This is a genomic window from Proteus sp. HMSC14B05, from assembly GCF_001808035.1.
Classification (GTDB): domain Bacteria; phylum Pseudomonadota; class Gammaproteobacteria; order Enterobacterales; family Enterobacteriaceae; genus Proteus; species Proteus mirabilis.
Genome location: NZ_KV791989.1, coordinates 71,547 through 94,020, shown reverse-complemented (window position 1 = coordinate 94,020; position 22,474 = coordinate 71,547). Strand labels below are relative to the sequence as shown.

Annotated in this window: 21 protein-coding genes; 13 read left to right on the top strand and 8 right to left on the bottom strand. The window is 39.8% G+C overall.

Going from position 1 to position 22,474, the window contains the following annotated elements:
* Positions 1 to 104: 104 nt before the first annotated feature.
* Complete coding sequence (locus HMPREF3129_RS10565; RefSeq protein ID WP_036919610.1) at positions 105 to 1,553, bottom strand: NAD-dependent succinate-semialdehyde dehydrogenase; 1,449 nt, start codon at positions 1,551 to 1,553, stop codon at positions 105 to 107.
* 259 nt (positions 1,554 to 1,812) lie between these two features.
* Between HMPREF3129_RS10565 and HMPREF3129_RS10560 the strand changes: the two genes are divergently transcribed.
* Both HMPREF3129_RS10560 and cysQ read left to right on the top strand, forming a co-directional pair.
* A complete protein-coding gene (locus HMPREF3129_RS10560; RefSeq protein WP_036919612.1) occupies positions 1,813 to 2,433 on the top strand; it encodes a BamJ family beta-barrel-assembly machinery protein in 621 nt (206 codons plus the stop codon).
* A gap of 138 nt (positions 2,434 to 2,571) precedes the next feature.
* Complete coding sequence (cysQ, locus tag HMPREF3129_RS10555; RefSeq protein WP_004246272.1) at positions 2,572 to 3,312, top strand: 3'(2'),5'-bisphosphate nucleotidase CysQ; 741 nt, start codon at positions 2,572 to 2,574, stop codon at positions 3,310 to 3,312.
* 57 nt (positions 3,313 to 3,369) lie between these two features.
* On the opposite strand, the gene HMPREF3129_RS10550 is transcribed toward cysQ, so the two are convergent.
* Positions 3,370 to 3,930: a YtfJ family protein gene (locus HMPREF3129_RS10550; protein WP_004246271.1), complete on the bottom strand. Its 561-nt coding sequence runs from the start codon at positions 3,928 to 3,930 to the stop codon at positions 3,370 to 3,372.
* Between the two features lie 283 nt (positions 3,931 to 4,213).
* Between HMPREF3129_RS10550 and HMPREF3129_RS10545 the strand changes: the two genes are divergently transcribed.
* Positions 4,214 to 4,420 carry a DUF1107 domain-containing protein gene (locus HMPREF3129_RS10545; protein ID WP_004246270.1) on the top strand — a complete coding sequence of 69 codons (207 nt, stop codon included), beginning with the start codon at positions 4,214 to 4,216 and terminating at the stop codon, positions 4,418 to 4,420.
* Positions 4,421 to 4,504: 84 nt separating this feature from the next.
* Here the strand turns inward: HMPREF3129_RS10545 and HMPREF3129_RS10540 are convergent, their stop codons facing one another.
* Both HMPREF3129_RS10540 and msrA read right to left on the bottom strand, forming a co-directional pair.
* Positions 4,505 to 5,878 (bottom strand): polyamine export protein PaeA, encoded by a 1,374-nt coding sequence (locus tag HMPREF3129_RS10540; RefSeq protein ID WP_036919614.1) that lies wholly within the window; start codon positions 5,876 to 5,878, stop codon positions 4,505 to 4,507.
* Between the two features lie 162 nt (positions 5,879 to 6,040).
* A complete protein-coding gene (msrA, locus tag HMPREF3129_RS10535) occupies positions 6,041 to 6,667 on the bottom strand; it encodes a peptide-methionine (S)-S-oxide reductase MsrA (protein ID WP_036919617.1) in 627 nt (208 codons plus the stop codon).
* 137 nt (positions 6,668 to 6,804) lie between these two features.
* Here msrA and tamA point away from each other — a divergent pair, with 137 nt between their 5' ends.
* From tamA to HMPREF3129_RS10505, 6 genes are all read left to right on the top strand, one after another.
* The gene (gene tamA, locus HMPREF3129_RS10530; protein WP_004246266.1) at positions 6,805 to 8,547 is read left to right on the top strand and encodes an autotransporter assembly complex protein TamA; all 1,743 of its coding nucleotides are present in this window, start codon (positions 6,805 to 6,807) and stop codon (positions 8,545 to 8,547) included.
* The gene (gene tamB / locus HMPREF3129_RS10525) at positions 8,544 to 12,365 is read left to right on the top strand and encodes an autotransporter assembly complex protein TamB (RefSeq protein ID WP_036919620.1); all 3,822 of its coding nucleotides are present in this window, start codon (positions 8,544 to 8,546) and stop codon (positions 12,363 to 12,365) included. The genes tamA and tamB overlap by 4 nt, the downstream gene beginning before the upstream one ends.
* Before the next feature lie 5 nt (positions 12,366 to 12,370).
* Positions 12,371 to 12,718 (top strand): gamma-glutamylcyclotransferase family protein, encoded by a 348-nt coding sequence (locus HMPREF3129_RS10520; protein ID WP_004246264.1) that lies wholly within the window; start codon positions 12,371 to 12,373, stop codon positions 12,716 to 12,718.
* Positions 12,719 to 12,971: 253 nt separating this feature from the next.
* A complete protein-coding gene (locus HMPREF3129_RS10515; protein WP_004246263.1) occupies positions 12,972 to 13,235 on the top strand; it encodes a hypothetical protein in 264 nt (87 codons plus the stop codon).
* Positions 13,236 to 13,281: 46 nt separating this feature from the next.
* Positions 13,282 to 14,574, top strand: a complete 1,293-nt coding sequence (locus HMPREF3129_RS10510; RefSeq protein WP_036908448.1) for a dTDP-4-dehydrorhamnose 3,5-epimerase family protein — start codon at positions 13,282 to 13,284, stop codon at positions 14,572 to 14,574.
* 8 nt (positions 14,575 to 14,582) lie between these two features.
* Positions 14,583 to 15,776 carry an MFS transporter gene (locus HMPREF3129_RS10505; protein ID WP_004253020.1) on the top strand — a complete coding sequence of 398 codons (1,194 nt, stop codon included), beginning with the start codon at positions 14,583 to 14,585 and terminating at the stop codon, positions 15,774 to 15,776.
* A 77-nt stretch (positions 15,777 to 15,853) separates the two neighbouring features.
* Here HMPREF3129_RS10505 and ppa read toward each other — a convergent pair whose 3' ends face one another.
* Positions 15,854 to 16,381, bottom strand: a complete 528-nt coding sequence (gene ppa, locus HMPREF3129_RS10500) for an inorganic diphosphatase (RefSeq protein WP_004246260.1) — start codon at positions 16,379 to 16,381, stop codon at positions 15,854 to 15,856.
* Positions 16,382 to 16,580: 199 nt separating this feature from the next.
* Positions 16,581 to 17,588 carry a class 1 fructose-bisphosphatase gene (gene fbp, locus HMPREF3129_RS10495; protein WP_004249610.1) on the bottom strand — a complete coding sequence of 336 codons (1,008 nt, stop codon included), beginning with the start codon at positions 17,586 to 17,588 and terminating at the stop codon, positions 16,581 to 16,583.
* A 165-nt stretch (positions 17,589 to 17,753) separates the two neighbouring features.
* On the opposite strand from fbp, the gene mpl reads away from it, so the two are divergent.
* Positions 17,754 to 19,133 (top strand): UDP-N-acetylmuramate:L-alanyl-gamma-D-glutamyl-meso-diaminopimelate ligase, encoded by a 1,380-nt coding sequence (gene mpl, locus HMPREF3129_RS10490; RefSeq protein ID WP_004246258.1) that lies wholly within the window; start codon positions 17,754 to 17,756, stop codon positions 19,131 to 19,133.
* Positions 19,134 to 19,201: 68 nt separating this feature from the next.
* Here the strand turns inward: mpl and argR are convergent, their stop codons facing one another.
* Positions 19,202 to 19,672: a transcriptional regulator ArgR gene (argR, locus tag HMPREF3129_RS10485; RefSeq protein ID WP_004246257.1), complete on the bottom strand. Its 471-nt coding sequence runs from the start codon at positions 19,670 to 19,672 to the stop codon at positions 19,202 to 19,204.
* Positions 19,673 to 20,122: 450 nt separating this feature from the next.
* Between argR and mdh the strand changes: the two genes are divergently transcribed.
* Positions 20,123 to 21,061 carry a malate dehydrogenase gene (gene mdh / locus HMPREF3129_RS10480; RefSeq protein WP_004246256.1) on the top strand — a complete coding sequence of 313 codons (939 nt, stop codon included), beginning with the start codon at positions 20,123 to 20,125 and terminating at the stop codon, positions 21,059 to 21,061.
* Between the two features lie 100 nt (positions 21,062 to 21,161).
* Here mdh and HMPREF3129_RS10475 read toward each other — a convergent pair whose 3' ends face one another.
* Positions 21,162 to 21,428, bottom strand: a complete 267-nt coding sequence (locus HMPREF3129_RS10475) for a helix-turn-helix domain-containing protein (RefSeq protein ID WP_004246255.1) — start codon at positions 21,426 to 21,428, stop codon at positions 21,162 to 21,164.
* A 185-nt stretch (positions 21,429 to 21,613) separates the two neighbouring features.
* Here HMPREF3129_RS10475 and HMPREF3129_RS10470 point away from each other — a divergent pair, with 185 nt between their 5' ends.
* Both HMPREF3129_RS10470 and HMPREF3129_RS10465 read left to right on the top strand, forming a co-directional pair.
* Positions 21,614 to 21,961: a DNA-binding protein gene (locus HMPREF3129_RS10470; protein WP_004246254.1), complete on the top strand. Its 348-nt coding sequence runs from the start codon at positions 21,614 to 21,616 to the stop codon at positions 21,959 to 21,961.
* A 78-nt stretch (positions 21,962 to 22,039) separates the two neighbouring features.
* Positions 22,040 to 22,456 carry a DNA-binding protein gene (locus HMPREF3129_RS10465; RefSeq protein ID WP_004246253.1) on the top strand — a complete coding sequence of 139 codons (417 nt, stop codon included), beginning with the start codon at positions 22,040 to 22,042 and terminating at the stop codon, positions 22,454 to 22,456.
* The last annotated feature ends 18 nt before the right edge of the window (positions 22,457 to 22,474 follow it).

The window sequence follows — 22,474 nt, the reverse complement described above, 5'->3', positions numbered from 1 at the left end:
TCCACGTCCTTTAGGGCGTGGAGGATGTCAATTAATAAGAGATAATGGTTGCAAAAAGCAATCGCGTCCTTGCGATGACTTTTACTGTTAATCAGTGGCCTCGTTTACAGGCCTTGGCAGAGGTATTTCATTTCCATATAGTCCTCAATACCATGCTCAGAGCCTTCACGACCTAAGCCAGACTGCTTTATACCACCGAAAGGAGCCACTTCATTGGAAATTAGACCTGTGTTAATACCGACCATGCCATATTCTAGATTTTCAGCCACACGCCAAATACGTTGTGGATCTTCACTGTAGAAATAAGCGGCTAAGCCATAGATGGTATTATTGGCTAGATGTACTACTTCTTCTTCATTGTCAAAAATGACTAAAGGTGCCACGGGGCCAAAGATCTCTTCTTCAAGAATATGACTATCAGCAGGCACATTACCGACCACGGTAGGCTGAAAGAAATTTTCACCTACTTTATCTCTTTCACCACCACATAGCAGTGTCGCACCGCGTTGTAAGGTATCAGCAAGGAGTGATTGTGATTTTTCTACCGCCTTATGATTAATAAGAGGCCCAATAGTCACGCCTTCGGTAAAGCCATTACCGACTTTTAGTTTTTTAACCTCAGCAACAAAGCGTTCACTAAATTGTTGATATACATCTTTATGGATATAAAAACGATTTGCACACACGCAAGTCTGTCCGGCGTTACGGAATTTCGCCCCCATAGCACCTGCAACCGCTTTCTCAATATCGGCGTCATTAAAGACAATAAATGGCGCATTTCCCCCTAGCTCCAGTGAGACTTTTTTCACACTGTCAGCACATTGGCGCATTAATAAACGGCCAACCCCTGTAGAGCCAGTAAAACTCAATTTACGCACGCGGTTGTCTGATGTGAACACTTCACCGATTTTAACTGCATCACCGGTGACAATATTAATAACACCGGCAGGTATTCCTGCTTGCGCGGCTAATTCAGCTAACGCAAGGGCTGTATAGGGGGTTTCGTTGGCAGGTTTTATCACCATAGTACACCCAGCTGCTAATGCTGGGGCTGCTTTACGGGTGATCATGGCAGCAGGGAAGTTCCAAGGTGTGATAGCCGCACAAACACCAATCCCTTGTTTGATCACCATAAGCCGCTTATCTGATGAAGGGGAGGGGATAATTTCACCGTTGGTTCTTTTACCTTGCTCAGCAAACCACTCAATAAATGAGGCTGCGTAGGTGATTTCGCCTTCCGCTTCGGCCACGGGTTTACCTTGTTCAAACGTCATCAGTTCTGCAAGTTGACGCTTGTTATCCTGTATCAGTTGGAACCAGCGTTGCAGTAAAGTGCTTCTTTGATGTGCGGTTAACGCACGCCATGTCGGTAATGCTTTGGCGGCTGCATCAACAGCCGCTTTGGCTTCTTCTGTTGCCATATTTGGCACAGTACCAATGGGCTGATTTGTTGCAGGATCAATCACTTCAACCGTGTCTTTGCTTTTTGCATCACACCAAATACCGTCAATATATCCTTGTTCACGGAAATAGGGATTGTCAGTTATTTTCACTTCGTACCTCTCTGAACATATATATTGATATTGAGCGCTGGGTTAACAGAGCTACCTTGTCTTTAATTATATGCTTGTGTGAGGGGCTTGTGAAAAAAAGTCTGAAAAATATCGTCAAGAAAGGTCAAAATCCATGACAAATAGCGCAAATTTATCGCGTTTTCGACGAATAATCGCGATTAGCCAAGACGGGAGGTTTACGCTCTAGCTTACCACTGTTATTCTTGGCACTAACTTTCATAAAAACAGGTATTTTTTCATGTCAAAACCATCATTTGATTCTATTGAATCGCAGGCAAGTTACGGTATTGGTCTGCAAGTCGGTCAACAACTGACTGAATCAGGTCTCCAAGGATTAGAGCCAGCAGCACTGCTTGCCGGCTTGACTGACGCGTTAGAAGGCAATACTCCTTCTGTACCTGTTGAAACGTTACACAATGCTTTACGTACTATGCATGAGCGTGCTGAAGCAGTTCGTCAAGAGCGTCAAGCAGCACTGGCAGAAGCAGGTAAAGTATTCTTAGCAGAAAATATAAAAAAAGAAGGCGTGCAGGTTACTGAATCTGGTTTACAGTACAAAGTACTGAAAGCAGGAGATGGCGCTATTCCAGCTCGTACTGATCATGTTCGTGTGCATTATACTGGTCGTTTAATCGATGGTACGGTATTTGATAGCTCAGTACAGCGTGGTCAGCCAGCAGAATTCCCTGTTAATGGTGTGATTGCAGGATGGATTGAAGCATTAACTTTGATGCCAGTAGGTTCTAAATGGGAATTATATATTCCTTACCAATTAGCTTATGGTGAACGTGGTGCGGGGGCGGCTATTCCTCCTTTTGCAACATTAGTTTTCGAAGTAGAACTATTAGAAATTTTATAATTTCTTCTTCTGCAAAAAATAACACTATAGCCGGTTTTTTCCGGCTATTTTTGTCTCTATACTAGAGTAAAGAGAGTGCAAGATAATTGATTTTTATAAGAGTGAGTACCATTCTTATAAAAATAAGTGAGGTGCATTATGTTAGAACAAGTCAGCGAATTAGCCCGCCAAGCGGGTCAGGCGATAATGCAAATTTATCAACAATCAGCGCCAATTGAAGTACAGGAAAAGAGTGACCATTCACCGGTTACTGCAGCAGATTTAGCCGCCCATCAAATTATTAAGCAAGGACTTGCCAGTATTGCGCCAGATATTCCTCAATTATCTGAAGAAGATCCTCCTGCGTGGGAAGAACGTCGCCATTGGCAACGTTATTGGCTGATTGATCCCCTCGATGGTACCAAAGAGTTTATCAATAAAAATGGTGAGTTTACGGTTAATATTGCGTTGATTGAACAGGGTGTGCCGGTATTAGGCGTTGTGTATGCACCAGTACAAAATATTCTCTACTCAGCAGCCAATAAACAGGCATGGAAAGAAACCTGTGGTCAGCGTTTACCAATAAAAGTCAGCCGTGCTGAACCCCCCGTGATTGTTATTAGTCGTTCTCATCAAGATGATGAATTAAAAGAATATTTATCGCAATTGGGTGAGCACCAAACGGTGGCTGTTGGATCTTCATTAAAATTTTGTCTAGTGGCAGAAGGAAAAGCTCAGCTTTATCCGCGTTTTGGACCTACTCATACATGGGATACTGCAGCAGGACACGCTATTGCGATAGCCGCAGGGGCACATGTTACCGATTGGAAAGGGGTGACACTTGATTATTCACCGAGAGAATCACTGATAAATCCTGGTTTTAGAGTTTCTATTTTCTAATGTTAACGAGAGCAGAGCCCTTAAGTTTAAAGGGCTCCGATACAGATGATTTAAATACTATTCTTTAATTAAGTCATTGATAAGGTTAATGGCGGAAGTTATTTCTGCACCACTTAATACACCTTCTTTGACAAAACGAACTTTTCCTTGTTTATCCAGCACAATAATTGCTGAACTCTCTTTTTCTAGTCCCCAACCTTTTTGCGCTACACCATCAGCATCAACAATAAATTGTGACCAAGGAAACTCTTTTTTACTGTCTTCAACACTACCGCGAACAAAAGGCCCAGTACCAAAGATAGCATCATCAGTATTGATGATAGTGGTTGTCTGATAACTATTTTGTGGAAATTTGGCTTGTTTGATGGCTTCAATCAGTGGCGCATTCATCTCTTTAGCCTTACTGCGTCCAGCGATATGTTGAATTGTGCGTACTTTGCCACTAAGTAGTCCGCTATTCCAATTTTGATAGCTAAATTTATCTTTGGCACCATCATAAAGAAGCTCCCCTTTGTCACTCACAGAGATCGCCGGTAGGAGAGTTTCTTCAGTAATATTATGGGCAAATACCCATGTAGATGTGCTAAGCAAAAGTGCAGCCAAGGTTATTTTGTGCATCGTTATTGTCCTATTATTCAATTCGACTTTATCGGCTATTTAAGCATAGAGGCTAAAAAAGAATAATACCTCATTGTTGATACATTTTTTTAACATATAGGGTGTAAGATAAAGTATTCACAGTCTCGACTTATCTTCTTTACTGTCAATAAGTGTAAAAATAGATAAGAAATTTAAATAAATGGAACCTAGTACTTATAATTAGGTCTTTAAATTTGGTATATAAAGATCGGTCTTTATGACTGATTAAATTCACAACTGAGCATGGGAGACTAACTGAAAGATGAAGATCTTCAATCGCTATAACCCAGAAAAAATTGCTCTCTACGTTAAGACGTTATTTCGTGGACGGTTTTATATCAAAGGAATGGGCGCATTTGAGTTCGATTACGGTAAAATTTTATTGCCGAAAATAAAAGATAAGCTGCATTTTAATGTGATGAGTGAAGTTAACCAGCAGGTGGTTTTACTCAAAGCTGAAATGGGCTAACTTTTATCTGATAGATAACTGAGTCTATATCTTGTGCTTTTACGATAAGACTCAGTTATTAATTTCAGTTTGTTACCAGTTGATTTAGGCTTTATGCTCTTCGTGCTCAAAAGGCACTTCTGACGTTGTTTGAGGAGCAGGTATTGCTTCTTGCAAAACCGGTTTTACTGGCGGAATATCATCAATTTTAGTGACAAGCAGTTGATCAATTTTATAGTTATCAATATCCACCACTTCAAATTTATAACCTGCGAACTTCACATAGTCAGTACGTTTGGGGATCTTACGCAAACGGAACATCATAAACCCAGCAATGGTTTCGTAATTGCTAGAATCCGGGAAATCATCAATATCTAATGCCCGCATAACATCATCAATAGGTGTTCCACCTTCAACCAACCATGAATGCTCATCACGACTGACGATTTGCTCTTCTTGACCTGGGCCAATCAGATCGCCCATTAAAGTGGTCATCACGTCATTTAAGGTGATAACGCCCATCACCATCGCATATTCATTGAGAATAATGGCAAAATCTTCCCCTGAGGTTTTAAAGCTTTCTAGCATGTCAGATAAAGTTAAGGTATCCGGAATAATAAGGGCTTTACGGATATGCACACCTTCTTTGAGGTTGAGACTTTGCCCATTGATCACACGGTTGAGTAGCTCTTTTGAATCTACATAACCAATAATATGGTCAATATCCCCTTCACAAACTAAGAATTTAGAGTGGGGCTGAGTGGCAATTTTATGCTTAATATCTTCTTCTGTCTCTTCGCGATCAAAGTAGACAACATCTTCACGTGGTGTCATGGCTGATGGTACGGTACGTGATTCTAATTCAAAGACATTTTCAATTAATTCGTGCTCTTGTTTACGTAATACCCCCGCTACTGCACCGGCTTCGACAATCGCAAAGATATCATCAGATGTAATATCTTCATTTCTTACCATCGGGATTTTAAATAGTTTAAAGATAAGATCTGCCATGCCATTAAACAACCAAACTAAAGGGCGGAATAAGGCGAGACAAAAACGCATAGGATTAACAATTTTCAGTGCAATGACTTCTGGCTTGATCATGCCGATACGTTTAGGAGTTAAATCGGCAAGCAGAATAAACATCGATGTGACGATAATAAATGAACAGACCGATCCTAATTGTTGCGCGAGAGGTGCTTCTAAAAAGCGGGAAAAGAGATCTTTTAATGCGGGAGAAAAAGCAGATTCACCGACAATACCCGCCAAAATGGCAACGGCGTTAAGACCAATTTGTACCACGGTAAAAAACATACCGGGGGTTTCTTGCATTTTTAATACACGAGCGGCGTTGATATTTCCTTCGTCAACCAACTGTTTGAGTTTAATACGACGGGAGGCCGCCAGTGATATTTCAGACAGCGAAAAAAAGGCGCTAATGGCACACAGCAAAAGCACAATGAGTAAACTATTAAGCATATAAGGCTCACATCACCCAGAGTATTAAATCCAGAGGGTAATACTTGAGTGTTAATAATCGAAGATAAATCAATATATTGTGATAGACTATTTTATAAAAATAGACACAAAGATAGATAAGAGGGCGTAATTATATCATCGCCCTGCTATTTTCTGCTAGTGTTAGTTTGCCGGTGGAAAACAGATACCAATGCCACCAAGTCCACAATAACCTTGAGGGTTTTTAAATAGGTATTGCTGATGATAATCTTCAGCAAAATAGAAAGGTCCGGCAGGTTGTATTTCAGTGGTGATCTCTTTATGTGCCCCTTCACTATTGATAGCTTGTTGATAACGTTGTTTTGACTCAATAGCTTGTGCATATTGCTCTGGGGTTAGGGTATAAATGGCCGAGCGATATTGGCTACCAATATCATTACCTTGGCGCATACCTTGGGAAGGGTCATGATTCTCCCAAAAAATAGCCAATAATTGTTGATAGCTGATAAGGGTCGGATCAAATACCACACGAACGACCTCTGCATGACCGGTACGGCCTTGGCAAACTTGCTCATAGGTGGGATTTTCTGTTACACCACCGCTATAACCGGCACTTGTGCTATAAACACCGGGTTGTTGCCAAAATAGGCGTTCAACGCCCCAAAAGCAGCCCATGGCAAAATAAGCAATTTGCATATTTTCTGGGATCTCACAGATAGAATGCCCATTGACGGCATGATTAGCAGAAATTTCTAATGGCGTTGTGCTGCCGATTACGGCATGCTCAGGATGATAAGCTTTATGTTGCAAGGTAAACTCCAAATTTTATATTTGTAAACGCTTTACTATGGTAAAGGTTTAATATTGTTATAAACTAAATCTACAATAAAGCTTAAAACTATTTGTCGTCAATTACCGAATGATATAAATAATATTGAGGAGAAAACGTGCCGAGATACTCCGTTATCTACGTTCTCTGTCTGTCTTCTATAACGTCTTTTGCTTATGGGGCAAATTTACGTTTAAAAGTAGAAGGTTTAGAAGGGCAACTCGAAAAGAATGTACGAGTCCAGCTATCAAACATAACAACAGAAGAAGTTGCACCAGACGGGCGTTTTCGTGCGCGTGTTGAAAAGGCAATTAAAGAGGGCCTACGGCCTTTAGGTTATTATCAGCCAACGGTCACTTTCTCTTATCAAGAAAATACCCCTCCGACACGCCCTGTATTAACAGCAAAGGTTGAGCTTGGTATTCCCGTACTGTTAAAAGGGGTCAATATTGTACTGGAAGGGGGAGCTAAAACAGATGAACAATATGCCAAAGTGATTAAAGAAAACACTCCCCCTCTTGATAGTGTGTTAAATCATGCCGAATATGAAAAATTAAAAGGCTCGTTAACAGGGCTTGCTATTCGTCGTGGTTACTTTGATGCAGATATGGAAAAAAGCCAGCTCGGTGTCTCTTTAGATAATCACGCCTCTTATTGGGATTTTGTCTTTAATAGTGGTGAACGTTACCGTTTTGGTAAAGTGAATTATACTGGCTCACAAATTCGTGAAGACTACCTACAAAATATTGTGCCTTTTAAAGAAGGGGAATATTACTCTTCTGAAGATTTGGCAGAGTTTAATCGACGCTTAGCTGCCACAGGATGGTTTAATTCGGCGGTTGTCACACCTAATATCGCTAAAGCACGTAGTGAAGGCAATTATTTGCTACCAATGGATGCCGTTGTTACCCCTCGTTCACGTAACTATATGGAGCTAGGGGGCGGTTTTGCCACAGATGTCGGACCTCGATTAAATATGCAGTGGGATAAACCTTGGATAAATTCTAGGGGCCATAGTTTAACATCGAATATGAGTATTTCTAAGCCTGAGCAATCTATTGGTGCTAATTATAAAATTCCATTAAAAGTTAACCCATTAGAACAATATTATGGCATTCAAGGCGGCTATAAACGTACAGATTTAAATGATACTCGTTCGGATACCACCACACTGAACGTTTCTCGTAACTGGGATATGTCAACGGGATGGCAATACAGTATTAATACCCGCTGGAGTCTGAGCCACTTTACCCAAGGTGATGTGACCAATACAACCATGTTGCTTTATCCTGGTGCGAATGCAAGTCGCGTACGCCAACGGGGTGGCATGATGCCTTATTGGGGGGATAGCCAACGTTATTCAGTCGATTATTCCAATAAAATATGGGGATCTGATGTTGAATTTCTCGCCCTACAAGCTCAGCAAGTGTGGATACGCACACCTTGGGAAGGCCACCGTTTTGTGGTCAGAGGGACGTTTGGCTGGATTGAAACGAATCAATTTGAGAAAGTACCACCCGAATTACGTTTCTTTGCTGGTGGCGATAGAAGTATTAGGGGTTATAAATACCAAAGTATTTCACCGGAAGATAGCAAAGGTAAATTAACAGGGGCATCAAGAATGCTAACGGGATCTGCTGAATACCAATATAACGTAACTGGAAATTGGTGGGGAGCTGTATTTGTTGATAGTGGTGAAGCCGTTAACGATTTTACGAAAAGTGATTTTAAAACAGGTGCTGGTGCGGGGGTTCGTTGGGCATCTCCAGTAGGGCCTGTAAAGTTTGATTTAGCCGTTCCAGTCAATAGTGGTGAAGAGCGTAAGTTACAGTTTTATATTGGGTTAGGAGCTGAGTTATGATGAAGTGGTTGAAAAGGATAACACTAACGCTACTTATCATCATTTTACTGGTTTTAGGTGCTCTTGCATGGATTTTAGGGACGCAATCAGGGCTACATTTTGCCATTAATAGTGCAGCTCGTTGGGTGCCAGGTTTAACCATTAATAGTGTTAATGGCGGTTGGCAAGATTTACGTTTAACGGGTGTTGAGTATCAAATGCCGGGTGTAGACGTCAATGTGGGGGAGTTATCACTAGGCTTAAATTTAAGCTGCTTGAAGGACAAACAACTGTGTGTTGAGGCCTTAGGCACACGTGATGTTATCGTCAATGTAGATACCAGTGCACTCCCTCCAGCACAAGAAACACCCCCTTCTGAGCCTTTAACTGAGCTTAATGCCCCTTTACCTATCTATTTAAACTCTCTCTCATTAGCCAATACGCGTGTACAAATTGATGATATGGCCCTATCACTCAATGAGTTTACTACGGCAGCACAATGGGAAGGGCGTCAAGTTACCTTAAAACCGACAGTCATTAATGATTTGTTGGTGGCGTTACCGAAAACACCCGAAGACGGTAGTGTTGCCGCCATGGCGCAAGATGTAAAAGAAGTTGCAGCAACGACGCCTCAAGCGGAGCCTAAAACACCGCAAGAGCAAGAGCAGGCACTAGCTGACACTATTAAGACAATTTTCGCCAAGCCTTTATTAGCGCAGTTACCCGAAATTATTATTCCTGTTGATATCAATGTGGAGGGGATAGAAGGTAAACAGTTACAAGTTAGTGGTGATACGCCTGTGACTATTAATCAACTCTCTTTTCAAGCCAATACGCAAGGTCAACAGGTTAATCTCACTAGGCTCAGTATTGATGCGCCAGAAGGCGAAGTCAGTTTAAACGGTCAAATTACACTGGATAAACAGTGGCCAGTTAATCTAGATATGCAAGCGATGCTTCGTGAGATGGCAGGATTGGAAGAGTTTAAAGATCAGCAAGCAACACTGTCCTTACAAGGTGCGATACTTGATGAATTAAAACTCGCACTCTCTTTAACAGGAACTGTTACCGCAAGCCTTGATGCACAAGCTGAGCTCGCTAAAGCACATCTTCCACTAAAATTAACCTTAGAGAGCCAAAAAGTGCGCTGGCCTTTAACGGGAGATGTGCAGTATCAACTTAATGATACTCGACTACGTCTTAATGGGCAGACGGATAATTATGATCTTTCATTACGTTCTAATATTGAAGGACAAGAGATCCCGCCAGCCAAATTGACCCTAGACGCTAAAGGGAATGAAGAGAAAATAGCACTCACTCGTTTGCGTTTAGCTGCATTACAAGGTCATGCGGATATTACCGGTGTGGCAGATTGGAGTAAGGCGATTAGCTGGAATGCATTATTGACTATCTCTGGTATTAATACAGCTAAACAATATCCCGATATGCCAGCGAAATTAGATGGACGTATTGCTACAACGGGTAGCTTGTATGGAGGAAGTTGGCAACTACGAGTGCCTGAAATTACCTTAGATGGTAATTTAAAAAATAATCTTATTAAGGCGCGAGGAAACGCCTATGGTAATGATTCGGGGCAATGGAATATTCCTCAATTAACCTTAATTCTAGGAAAAAATAATCTCGATATTGCGGGGCACTTAGGTGATCAGTGGGCGCTTGATGCGAACATCAATGCACCGGGGTTAAATGGTTTAGTGCCGGGGTTAGCGGGCGTTATTAAAGGGAAAGTGAATGTTCGCGGTGATATTAATAAGCCGAAAATTATTGCTGATATCAATGCACAAGGGATCAAATGGCAAGATCAGATCAGTGTTGGGTCAGTTGTGGTTAAAGGTGACATTCAGTCAGATGACGTGATCAGTGGCAAACTGGCAATTACGGCACGTCAGTTAAAACAGGCTGATTTGATTATTCGTCAATTAACGCTAGATGCGGCCGGGACAGAAAAACAGCATAAGCTTACCTTGAAAATGGATGGGGAACCCGTATCGGGTGGCCTGACATTAGCCGGCTCGTTTGATAAAGAAAAACAGCAGTGGCAAGGCACACTTAACAATACCGCATTTGATACGCCTGTAGGCGAATGGCGTTTAAATAAAGCGATGGCGCTAAATTTATTAGCGGAAAAACAGCAAGTGACGATTGGTTCACATTGCTGGGTAAATCCTAATGCACAACTGTGTGTACCTAAAGAGATCACTGTAGGTGAGAGTGGTAGTGCGGCAATCACGTTAACACGCTTTGATTTAGCCATGATAAAACCATTCTTACCTCCTGAAACTGCGCTACGCGGTGTCTTTACGGGAGATGCAACGGCAACTTGGAATGCGAAAGGCGGATTACCTAAAGCGTCAGTTAACCTTAAAGGTCAGGGCGTTGGTGTAAAACAAAATGTCGATGGTACGGTATTACCTATTGATTTTGATGCAGTTACGTTAAATGCGGGCATCAATAATGGTAAAGCGACCTTGCAATGGTTAATTAGTATTGCCGGTAATGGTGACTTTAAAGGCCATGTCAATGTTGCTGATCTAGAAAAAACACGTCAATTATCAGGTACGGTTGATATTGATAATCTGACATTAGATCTGATTAAGCCTTTCTTGGGTAAAGGTGAAATAGCACAAGGTAGTGTAGGGGCACAGCTACGTTTAGGGGGGAATGCACAATCACCATTGCTATTTGGGCAGTTTGGTATTAACCAGTTAAAAGTAGTTGGTCACTGGATCCCATTTGACATCACCAAAGGGAATGTCGATATTCGCTTTAATGGTGCGACTTCTGATTTAAGCGGTAGAATCGAAACACCGGAAGGTTATTTAAATCTGACGGGGAATGCGGACTGGCGCAAACTAGATGAGTGGCGTGCCGTGGTGGCTGCGAATGGCAACAAACTGCGTGTGTCATTACCACCAATGGTTCGTATTGATGTTAACCCAGACTTAGTTTTTGAAGCTAATCCACATTTGCTTAAATTAGATGGACGTATTGATATCCCTTGGGCTCGTATCGTGGTGCAGGAATTACCCGAGTCTGCGGTGTCGGCCTCTTCTGATGAAGTGATGTTGGATAAAGAATTACAACCTATAGCACCAAAGCAGACTTCTATACCTATTCAAAGTAATTTGGCGATTAATATTGGCGATGATGTCACATTAGATGCCTTTGGATTGAAAGCCAGATTAACAGGGGCATTAAAAGTTGCTCAAAGTAAGCAAGGGTTGGGATTAAATGGTCAAGTGGATATTCCTCGCGGGGAATTCAAAGCTTATGGACAAGATTTACAAGTACGTAAAGGGCAAATCTTGTTCTCAGGGCCGGTTGATCAGCCATACTTAAATATTGAAGCGATACGTAACCCTGATAATACGGCAGATAATGTCATTGCTGGGGTTAAAGTTACCGGGCTTGCGGATAAGCCGAAAGTGGAAATATTCTCTGAGCCGGCCAAAACACAACAAGAAGCATTATCCTACTTGTTAAGAGGGGAAGGATTAGCAAGTGGTGATTCTGATTCAGCACAAATGACAGCCATGCTAATAGGATTAGGTGTTGGACAAAGTGGACAACTCGTAGGACGTATTGGCGAAACCTTTGGTATTTCTGATTTAGCGTTAGATACACAAGGTGTAGGGGATAGTTCACAAGTTGTCGTCAGTGGTAAGATAACTGATGATTTACAAGTGAAGTATGGGATGGGTATATTTGATTCGCTAGCGACGTTAACATTACGTTATCGCTTGATGCCCAGGTTGTATTTACAAGCAGTGTCTGGTATGAATCAGGCAATAGATCTGCTTTATCAATTTGAGTTTTAATTTATATGCGAATTATTGTTTATGGAAGTTTACGGCGAAATCAGGGTAACCATCACTGGATGACCTACGCACAGCTATTAGGTGAGTATAAATTAGCGGGGTATAAACTCTATGATTTAGGGTTTTATCCTGCTGTGGTTGAAGGTGATGGTGAAATAGAATGTGAAGTTTATCGGATCACGCCTTCCATTTTGACGGAGCTTGATGAACTGAAAAAAAATGATCAAGATTACAAGCGCCAGTTGATATCAACACCTTATGGTAGTGCTTGGATCTATCTTTATCAAAAGCCAGTTGATGGGTTGCGAGAAATCAAAAGTGGAGATTGGCTAAAACGCCACGAAGAAGAGTAATAGGCTTACGAAAGCTGACTCAATAATGATTAAAAAAGCTCGATATATATCGAGCTTTTTTATTTTTACTAAAAGTAGTATTTATATTTTAAAATTTAAATAAATAATTATTACTTCGTTTTTTATCTAAATTGATATGAAAATAATTAATGGTAGAGCTGATTGACAGAAAAATAACTTCAGTGTTAAAACAGTTTTGCTTAAGAAGGAAAGAGATAACGACTTATTATTAAATAGCGAAATAAGGTAATTTATGGACAAATTAAACGATATTACTCAACTTTATAATAATCCACCAAAAGATGTAAAACATAATATAGTCAATCATCGTTTTACGGATATGATGCTACAAACTAAAACTGTTGCAACAGAAGCATTAGATAAATTAGCTTATCTTGCAGGTATTAAAAATGCACCTGCTGATGATAAGTATTTAAAATTAAACACCACTAGCTTAGATGCGTTACTAAAAAGTGCGAAGTCACTTGGTTATGATATCGAAGTCGTCAGTCTTTAATCAATAAGCAGCCGTAAGGCTGCTTTTTAAATGAAAGGAGGCAATAGTGAATAAGGATATTAATGAACTTAATAAAGATATTAATATTGTCGGATTACATTGGATTGAACGCTGGCGAGTGAATAATGGAAAACATCAGTCTTATGTTATTCCTTTCGCAACAACCTATCCTATTAATATTGTTTATCACGGTAAAAGCGAATTTAAATATGGGCAGTATGGCATTCATCTTGGCCAGCAAGATACACTCACCTTTTTAGGTGATAAAAAACAAAAGATACTGGCTAAATTTATTGATTGTCGTAAAAACTCACCGACATTTAAATCAGAATTAAGTTTGGAGATAACCCCATCATCCGCAAGAACACTTATTATTCCCCCAGGAGTTGCTCATACTTTTTCCCATCTAGAAAATGTTTTTACCTTAAATAGCTACTCTCTTTTTTTACCTACTATTGAGCAATTAGCAAATGAAACATTAAATTGGTCACCTAATAATGATGTGATAAATCTGCCGGAAGATATCGATATTAATGAGATTGAAGGCTATGAGCCGATGACAGAAGAAGCTTCGGCGCTGGTCTACTATCGAGTTGCTGAGATACAACAGCAGTGGTTAAGCCAACATCGATTTTTACACTCTGAAACTCGTAAAATTCGCTTAGATAATGGCGATGAAATTAATGTAAGGTTGCGAGAGAAAATTGCCGATGTTCAAAAACAATCATTACCTACATCCACTATTTTAGGTGTTGAATTTCGTGAAATGGCGACCCTGCATACGGGCAAAGAGAGTGGCATTGTCCCATTAACGCGACAATCCCCTATGTATCTAGTTGAACATGGTCAGGAGGCTTATGATTTCGACTCTTATGGATTACATTTAGGGCAAGAAGATCATTTAACTTTTTTAGGAGATACCTCGGGTAAAATCACTATTAAGCTGGTGGATATGCGTGAAGATTCGCCTACGCTATTTTATGAAGATGAAATGGTTTTTGATCCGGCACCCAATATTGAATTAGTGATCCCCTGTGGTGTTGCCCATGCCTTATTTAATATGGCGAATATCATTACTGTCAATCGACCTGTTATCTATTTGGACGAAGAAAAAGAATATATTCCGGGTCATGATGTGATTGATTGGAAAATCGCTAATAAAAATTATCAAGCTTATCGTGTTAATAAAATAGCAGCAGATTTAACCTATTATCAATTTCTTGTTTCTAAACAACAAGCGTTAATGAAACATAAGCCCACCCATCATACCCCAAAATCGATTATTGTTTATGATGAAAATAATCAGCCTATTAAAGTATTAATTAAAGAAAAGGTGTAACCTCTATTATGCGTATTGTCTTTTTCTATATGCTTTTTTTGGTATTAAGTGCAGATGGTCTAATGGTTTTTTTGACACCTGTTATTGTTTATCAATTAACAACAAGCATTGAATATGCAGGATTGACATACGCTTTATGGTGGTTACCACGTATTTTTTTAATACCGCTTATTGGTCAATATATTGATGGTCTAGGTGTCCGTCCTGTTTCTGTTATTTCCGATAGCTGTAAAATTATCGGTTGTTTATTTTTATTAATAGTAGATTTTTCCTCTGATTTAGTTATTGCAATTAGTTTTGGATTAGTGGGTAGCTTAATTTCTATTGGTAATTCACAGACACTGATTTCATATGAAAAAATTATTGCCTTGATGAGTCGCCATAAAGAACATCATATTAATATAATGTCTCGAATGGATTTTTTGGGCATGATCATCGGCCCATTAATCGGCATGTTATTTATTGATTATGGTTACCATTATTTACTGATTATTCCCTGTCTATTTTATTTCATTAACGCCGTGTTCTTTTTGTTCTTTTACCTAGTACCAAAACAGCGCCAATCTGCCACTCAGTTACATAGCCTAACAGAGACATTACAGGTGACGAAAAGGATAGTGGTGATTTTTACGTCTCCTATTTTGGTTTTTTCTATTTTAATTGCTATCGGCAATAATATGTTTGATGGATTAATTGAGTCGAGTGGGGCGGCGTTGATCGACCAATCGATGAATTTACCCATTAAATATTATGGCTTTATTGATATTTCTGCGGGGATCTGTGGCGTGATAGGAACTTATTTATATGGTTATCTAACCCATTATTTAAATCGAAAATTATTAATGTCTCTATCAATTTGTATCATTACAATAAGTTCTTTTCTATTGGTTATTTTTCAACATGATATCACGGCTTTTATTCTCTTTTATGCCCTATCCATTATTGGTAAGGTTTTTTCAGGGAATATTTTACGGATGTTAAGAATAGAAATTATTCCTGTGACACAATTAGCCAGCATTTCCTCACTGATTATATTGTTTAATCAACTGATTTTGCCTATTGTTGGGGGATTGCTCTTTTTCTCTACAGGGAATATTTCGACAGTATATATATTGATGATAATCGCTATGGCGATCACCTTGGTGAGTGGCGTAATGCTTATTATGCGGTTAAACCATAAAAAAGAGATAATCATAAAATAAGCCCACATTTGAAGTGGGCTTATTTTGGCTAAGCAACCAATGGATTACTTAGCAACGCTAATTCTAATGACACAGAATTATTTTTTTGCGCGTTCAAAAGAAGACAGAATTTCAGCTTTAGCCGCTTCTACGCCTTCCCAACCATCAACTTTTACCCATTTACCAGATTCTAAATCTTTGTAATGTTCGAAGAAGTGTTTGATTTGAGCTTTTAATAATTCAGGTAGATCGTTCACATCTTTAATGTGATCGTATTCTTTACTTAGTTTAGTGTGTGGTACAGCAACCAGTTTTGCATCTTCACCTGATTCATCAGTCATTTTCAGTACGCCAACAGGACGGCAACGAATGACTGAACCTGGTTGTAATGGGTATGGAGTTGGAACCAGAACGTCTACTGGATCACCATCTAAAGATAATGTGTTGTTGATGTAACCGTAGTTGCATGGGTAGAACATCGCTGTTGACATAAAACGGTCAACGAACAGTGCACCACTTTCTTTATCAACTTCGTATTTGATTGGATCAGCATTGGCTGGAATTTCAATAACAACATAGATATCTTCTGGTAGTTCTTTACCAGCAGGAACATGATTCAGGCTCATAAAAAATTTCCTATGAAAAATTAATTTGACGTGGCTCGTAGTATAGCGAAAAGTTTTTAACAATACCCGTTTTTTGCCGTACAGGTTGCCTTTTGAGGTAAAAATAAGCAACAAATACACGAATTAGCTATTTTGGGAGATGAAAAAACCGGACGCGTTAATTAAGCCCGGTTTAACTATATCCTGACAAAAAGAAAATTTATTCTTCGTCTGGATATTGAGCCATAAATGCTTCTGCTTGTTCGACCATCGCTTTAGTACCCACAAAGAATGGCATGCGTTGGTGCAACTCTGTTGGTTTGATATCTAAAATACGATCTTTACCATTACTGGCTTTACCACCCGCTTGTTCCGCGAGGAATGCCATTGGGTTGCATTCATAAAGTAAGCGTAATTTACCATTTGGATGACTTGCCGTACTTGGGTAAATATAAATCCCCCCTTTGAGCAAGTTACGATGGAAATCCGCAACCAAAGAGCCAATATAGCGAGTTGTATAAGGACGGTTAGTCGCTGCATCCTGCTCTTGGCAATACTTGATGTATTTTTTTACCCCTAATGGGAATTTAATGTAGTTACCTTCATTGATTGAATACATATTTCCGGTAGGCGGAAAATGAACACTTTCGTGAGATAAACAGAAAACCCCTAAAGAAGGATCGTAAGTAAAGGCATGTACACCACAACCGGTAGTGTAAACCAACATAGTAGATGAGCCATAAACGACATAACCCGCAGCAACTTGGCGATTACCGGGTTGCAGGAAATCATCTAGTGTCACTGGTTGGCCAATAGGCGTAATACGGTGGTAAATAGAGAAAATAGTACCAACGGAAACGTTTACATCGATATTAGAAGAACCATCCAATGGATCCATTAATACCACATACTTGGCATTTTCCGCACGATCACCTTCAAAGATAACGATATCGTCTTCTTCTTCCGAACCGATCCCCGCAACTTCACCACGAGCTTTAAGTGCTGCTTTTAGTTTCTCATTCGCGTAAAGATCCAGTTTCATCTGGGCTTCACCTTGAACATTAGAAACACCGTTAGTGCCAAGAATATCGACTAACCCAGCTTTATTAATATCACGGTGAATAATTTTAGCCCCAAGCTTAATGGCTGACAGCAATGCCGTTAATTCGCCAGTTGCATGGGGAAAATCTTGTTGTTTCTCGACGATAAATTCGCCTAATGTTTTCATGACGTGGGTCCTGAATGTGAATGGATAAAATATAAAAAGGAAAAAAGTTTCCTTATTAGTGGCAAGTTTATCCAAAGAATCGCATGATTCAAAGGTTAATCCGTTTCTAATCTGCTTTTTGATGGTTAGAATAGTGACCAACTTCATGCTATTGGAAAGAAATTCATGCACATTCATATTCTTGGTATTTGTGGCACCTTTATGGGAAGTCTTGCCATCTTAGCTCGAGCGAAAGGGCATAAAGTAACTGGCTCTGATGCAAATGTTTATCCTCCAATGAGCACATTATTGGAAAATCAAGGCATTGAGCTAATCGAAGGTTATGATCCACAACAATTAGAACCTGCTCCTGACATGGTGATTATTGGCAATGCGATGACTCGAGGGAATCCTTGTGTTGAAGCGGTACTTGAAAAAGGATTGCCTTACACATCAGGGCCACAATGGTTACATGACTATATTTTGCCTGAGCGTTGGGTTTTGGCCGTTGCGGGTACCCATGGTAAAACGACTACGGCAGGTATGCTGGCTTGGATTTTAGAAGATTGTGGTTATCAACCTGGTTTTTTAATTGGTGGTGTGCCGGGTAACTTTCAAGTTTCAGCACAATTGGGGGAAAGCCCGTTTTTTGTTATTGAAGCTGATGAGTATGACAGTGCTTTCTTTGATAAACGTTCTAAATTTGTTCATTACTCGCCACGTACGCTTATCTTAAATAATCTGGAATTCGATCACGCGGATATTTTTGATGATTTAACGGCGATTCAAAAACAGTTTCATCATTTAGTCCGTATTGTGCCGGGCAGTGGCAAAATTATCATGCCTGATAACGATCTGAACTTAAAACAGACCATTGGTATGGGATGTTGGAGTGAGGAAGAGTACACCGGTGAGACGGGTGATTGGCAGGCGAAAAAGATCAGTAATGACAGTAGCCACTTTGCAGTGTTCCATAAAGGTGAGCAAGTCGGTGAGGTTTGTTGGGGACTTTCGGGTGAACACAATATGCAAAATGGCTTAATGGCCATTGTGGCAGCTCACCACGTTGGTGTATTACCGGTAGATGCATGCGCAGCACTCAATAAATTTATTAACGCCCGTCGTCGTTTAGAGTTACGGGGTGAAGTAAATCAAGTGAGTGTTTATGATGACTTTGCCCATCATCCTACGGCGATTTTAGCAACCCTTGAAGCGCTACGTAGTAAAGTTGGCGGAACAGCACGTATTATTGCGGTATTAGAACCTCGCTCTAATACGATGAAGATGGGGATCAGTAAAGATGATATCGCCCCAGCATTGGGACGTGCTGATGAAGTTTTCTTATTTCAGCCACCTAACATTCAATGGTTAGTCAGTGATATTGCCGAGAAGTGTGTACAGCCTGCTCGTTGGAGCACGGATATTGACACATTAGTGGAGATGGTTGCTAAAGAAGCTAAACCGGGTGATCATATTTTGATCATGAGCAATGGTGGCTTTGGTGGTATACATGAAAAACTCCTGGCGAAATTAGCCACACCAAAATCATCTGTGGATCAATATTAATTTAAATAAGTAAGCCACTGAAATTTCAGTGGCTTACTGTTTATGACCTATTTTCCTGAAGTCGCTCTTTATAATTCCTGATCAAATAGGTTTAAAATCGCATCTCGTAGTTCTTCTGTTGAGAATCCTGGCGCGGGTGTAGAAAAAATAGTGTCATCACCAGCGATACTTCCGAGGATCCCTTCTGCTTTACCTAAAGAATCTAATAAACGTGCAATAAGCTGTGCGGCACCGGGGCTGGTTCTAATAACCACTACTGAGTGGTTATGGTCAATATCAAGTACCAAATTTTTCAATGGGCTACTTGCTGTTGGTACACCAAGTTCTGTTGGCAGGCAGTAAACCATCTCCATTTTGGCATTACGCGTTCTTACTGCGCCAAATTTTGTTAGCATACGAGAGATTTTAGACTGGTTAATATTATCAAAACCAGCTTCTTGTAATGCGGTTACAATCTCGCCTTGTGAACTGAATTTTTCTTCTTTCAGCAGGGCTTTAAATGCTTTAACCAAGTCTTCTTGCTTAGAAGGAGTGCGCATAGTTCACCTTTAGTGAGTTATCAATAACTCGCACATTATGCAGAGAAGTGAATTTTTATGCAACATTAGCTCCGTTAATCTTGTTTCTCTTCTTGGTTGATGTGTGTTTTTGTGTGTTAACTCAAAAAAGTTTTATTTCTCGATATTGAATGCGATAATCTTGATTAGGTAAATAATTTGTTAACTAAATGATAATCTTAAATGATTATGCAATATGAGATAGCGCGTTTAGCACTTAGCGATATTTATTGGAATTATTTCTCAAAAGAGTGCCCGCTATCTCATTAACAGATAAGCAATTTGTTTAGAATAACCGAAGTATTATTTTTTACTACAAATGCCTTATTATGCAATATAGCTGTTAAATAATTGTTTTCTTTACTAGGTGTGTTGCGTAATAGTGAGTATATCAAAGGCGTTCCACTATCTCGTAAACTAAGGAGTATCAGAATGAAAGTAGCAGTTCTCGGTGCAGCGGGTGGTATTGGTCAGGCACTGGCACTTCTTCTTAAAAATCAGCTTCCAGCTGGTAGTGAACTCTCTTTATATGATATCGCTCCGGTTACACCGGGTGTTGCAGCGGACTTAAGTCATATACCTACTCAAGTAAGGGTAAAAGGTTTTGCTGGCGAAGATCCTTCTCCTGCATTAAAAGATGCAGATGTTGTTTTAATTTCTGCCGGTGTTGCCCGTAAACCGGGTATGGATCGCTCTGATCTTTTCAATGTAAATGCAGGGATCGTGCGTAATCTTATTGAAAAAGTTGCACAAAACTGCCCTAAGGCACTTATTGGTATCATTACTAATCCAGTCAATACTACGGTTGCTATCGCTGCTGAAGTACTGAAAAAAGCCGGTGTTTATGATAAAAAACGCCTATTTGGTGTGACAACACTAGATATTATCCGTGCGAATACTTTTGTTGCTGAATTAAAAGGCAAAGATCCACAAACAACGAATGTTCCGGTCATTGGTGGACACTCAGGTGTCACTATTCTTCCTTTGCTATCTCAAGTAGCCGGTGTGTCATTTACTGATGAAGAAGTTGCTGCATTAACAAAACGTATTCAAAATGCGGGGACTGAGGTTGTTGAAGCTAAAGCGGGTGGCGGATCAGCCACATTATCAATGGGACAAGCAGCTGCGCGCTTTGGTCTTTCATTGATCCGTGCTTTAAATGGCGAAAAAGATGTTATTGAGTGCACTTATACCGAAGGGGATGGTGAACATGCCCGTTTCTTTGCACAACCTGTTCGTTTAGGTAAGAATGGTGTTGAAGAATATCTACCAATCGGTCAATTAAGTGATTTTGAAAAACAATCTCTTAATGGTATGTTGGATGTATTGAAAAAAGATATAATTCTTGGCGAAGAATTTATTAATAAATAAAAAATAACTTTTTTGCTTTAAAATAATGTAAATTTAAATAAAAACCGCTGATAGTGTATCAGCGGTTTTTTTTATTAATTATAATATATGTAATTATTAGTTAATTATTGGTTTTGTCGCGTATCTTCCGTTCAAGTAATTCTCCTGTTTCAGGATGAAAATAACGACTGGGCCAAATTTCCGAAGGCGCTACACCTAGAAAGTCAGCAATGATTTTCTCACCTTTTGGCCAAGGGCGTGACAGTGCATTAGCCAGTGTTGAAGAGCTTAAACCAGCTTGGCGAGAGATGGCTGCCAGTGTTGTGCCTCGTTTTCTGAGTGCGGCAATAATATCGGCAGGATGCCAATCAGATTTCCTTGAAATCATTTTTAATCCTTTTTCTATAAAATTAAATGCTGTGTTAGTGGTATAAATAACAGTTTATTAGAAATGCTTAAAAGCATTAAACTGATTATTTAGAAAATAAAATAACATTATTTTTCTAAAAATATTTCTGATTTTTTTCTTAATAATTTCTTTTTTGAAGTTGATAACAATTTTAGAGAAACGTAATGAAAAAAGAGTGGTATACGGCAATGGAATTGACGGGTATAGGTGGATTACCTAAATCACCACAAGGTGTAAATGCAAAAGCTAAACGTGAATCTTGGTTAAAACAAAAGAGAACTAATAAACAAGGAAATGGCGTTGAATATCATTACTCTTGTTTACCAGAAGAAACTTTAATTGCTCTGGAGCTTTATGAACCATTAGCACATTACAAACTAAATAAAGAGGAGCCACTCGTTATCTGGGTGAAAGCATTCCAACAACTTAATGATGGTGAACAAAAAACAGTAACAGAGCTGATCTTGCGGGATGGTATTAGAAGTTTTTTAGAAAAGATCGTCAAAGATTAAGCGACTTTAAAGAACGCGCTATTGCGTTATCCGCAACCGATATCTGACTAACCTCTTAGTTGAATGTGAGATGAGATCATGAAAAAAGAATGGTATACAGCAAAAGAATTAGTAGGGCTTGCAGGGTTACCTAATTCTCCACAAGGGGTCAATTTAATGGCACGCCGTGAAGGATGGGAAAATCGCCGTAAGCGTGGAGTACAAGGTAAAGCCGTTGAGTACTCGGTTAAAAGCCTCCCTGAAGAGGTGGTGAGTGTGTTAGCGGCGCATGAGCCTCCTGCAGAATATTTATCTAAGCGTCAGGATGCCTTTCTTATCTGGGTGGAAGCTTATTATCAGCTAACAAAATCAGAGCGTGAAAAAATCGTAAAATTTGTTTTACGAGAAGGTCTCGCTAAGTTAATTAGCTATATTGATGCTGACAATCAAGAAGAGATCGAACGAGAAAATGAAGAAGTGGTTCAAAAATTAAAAAGCCCCCCAGAGTCGACATAGTCGCTCTGACGGGCTTCT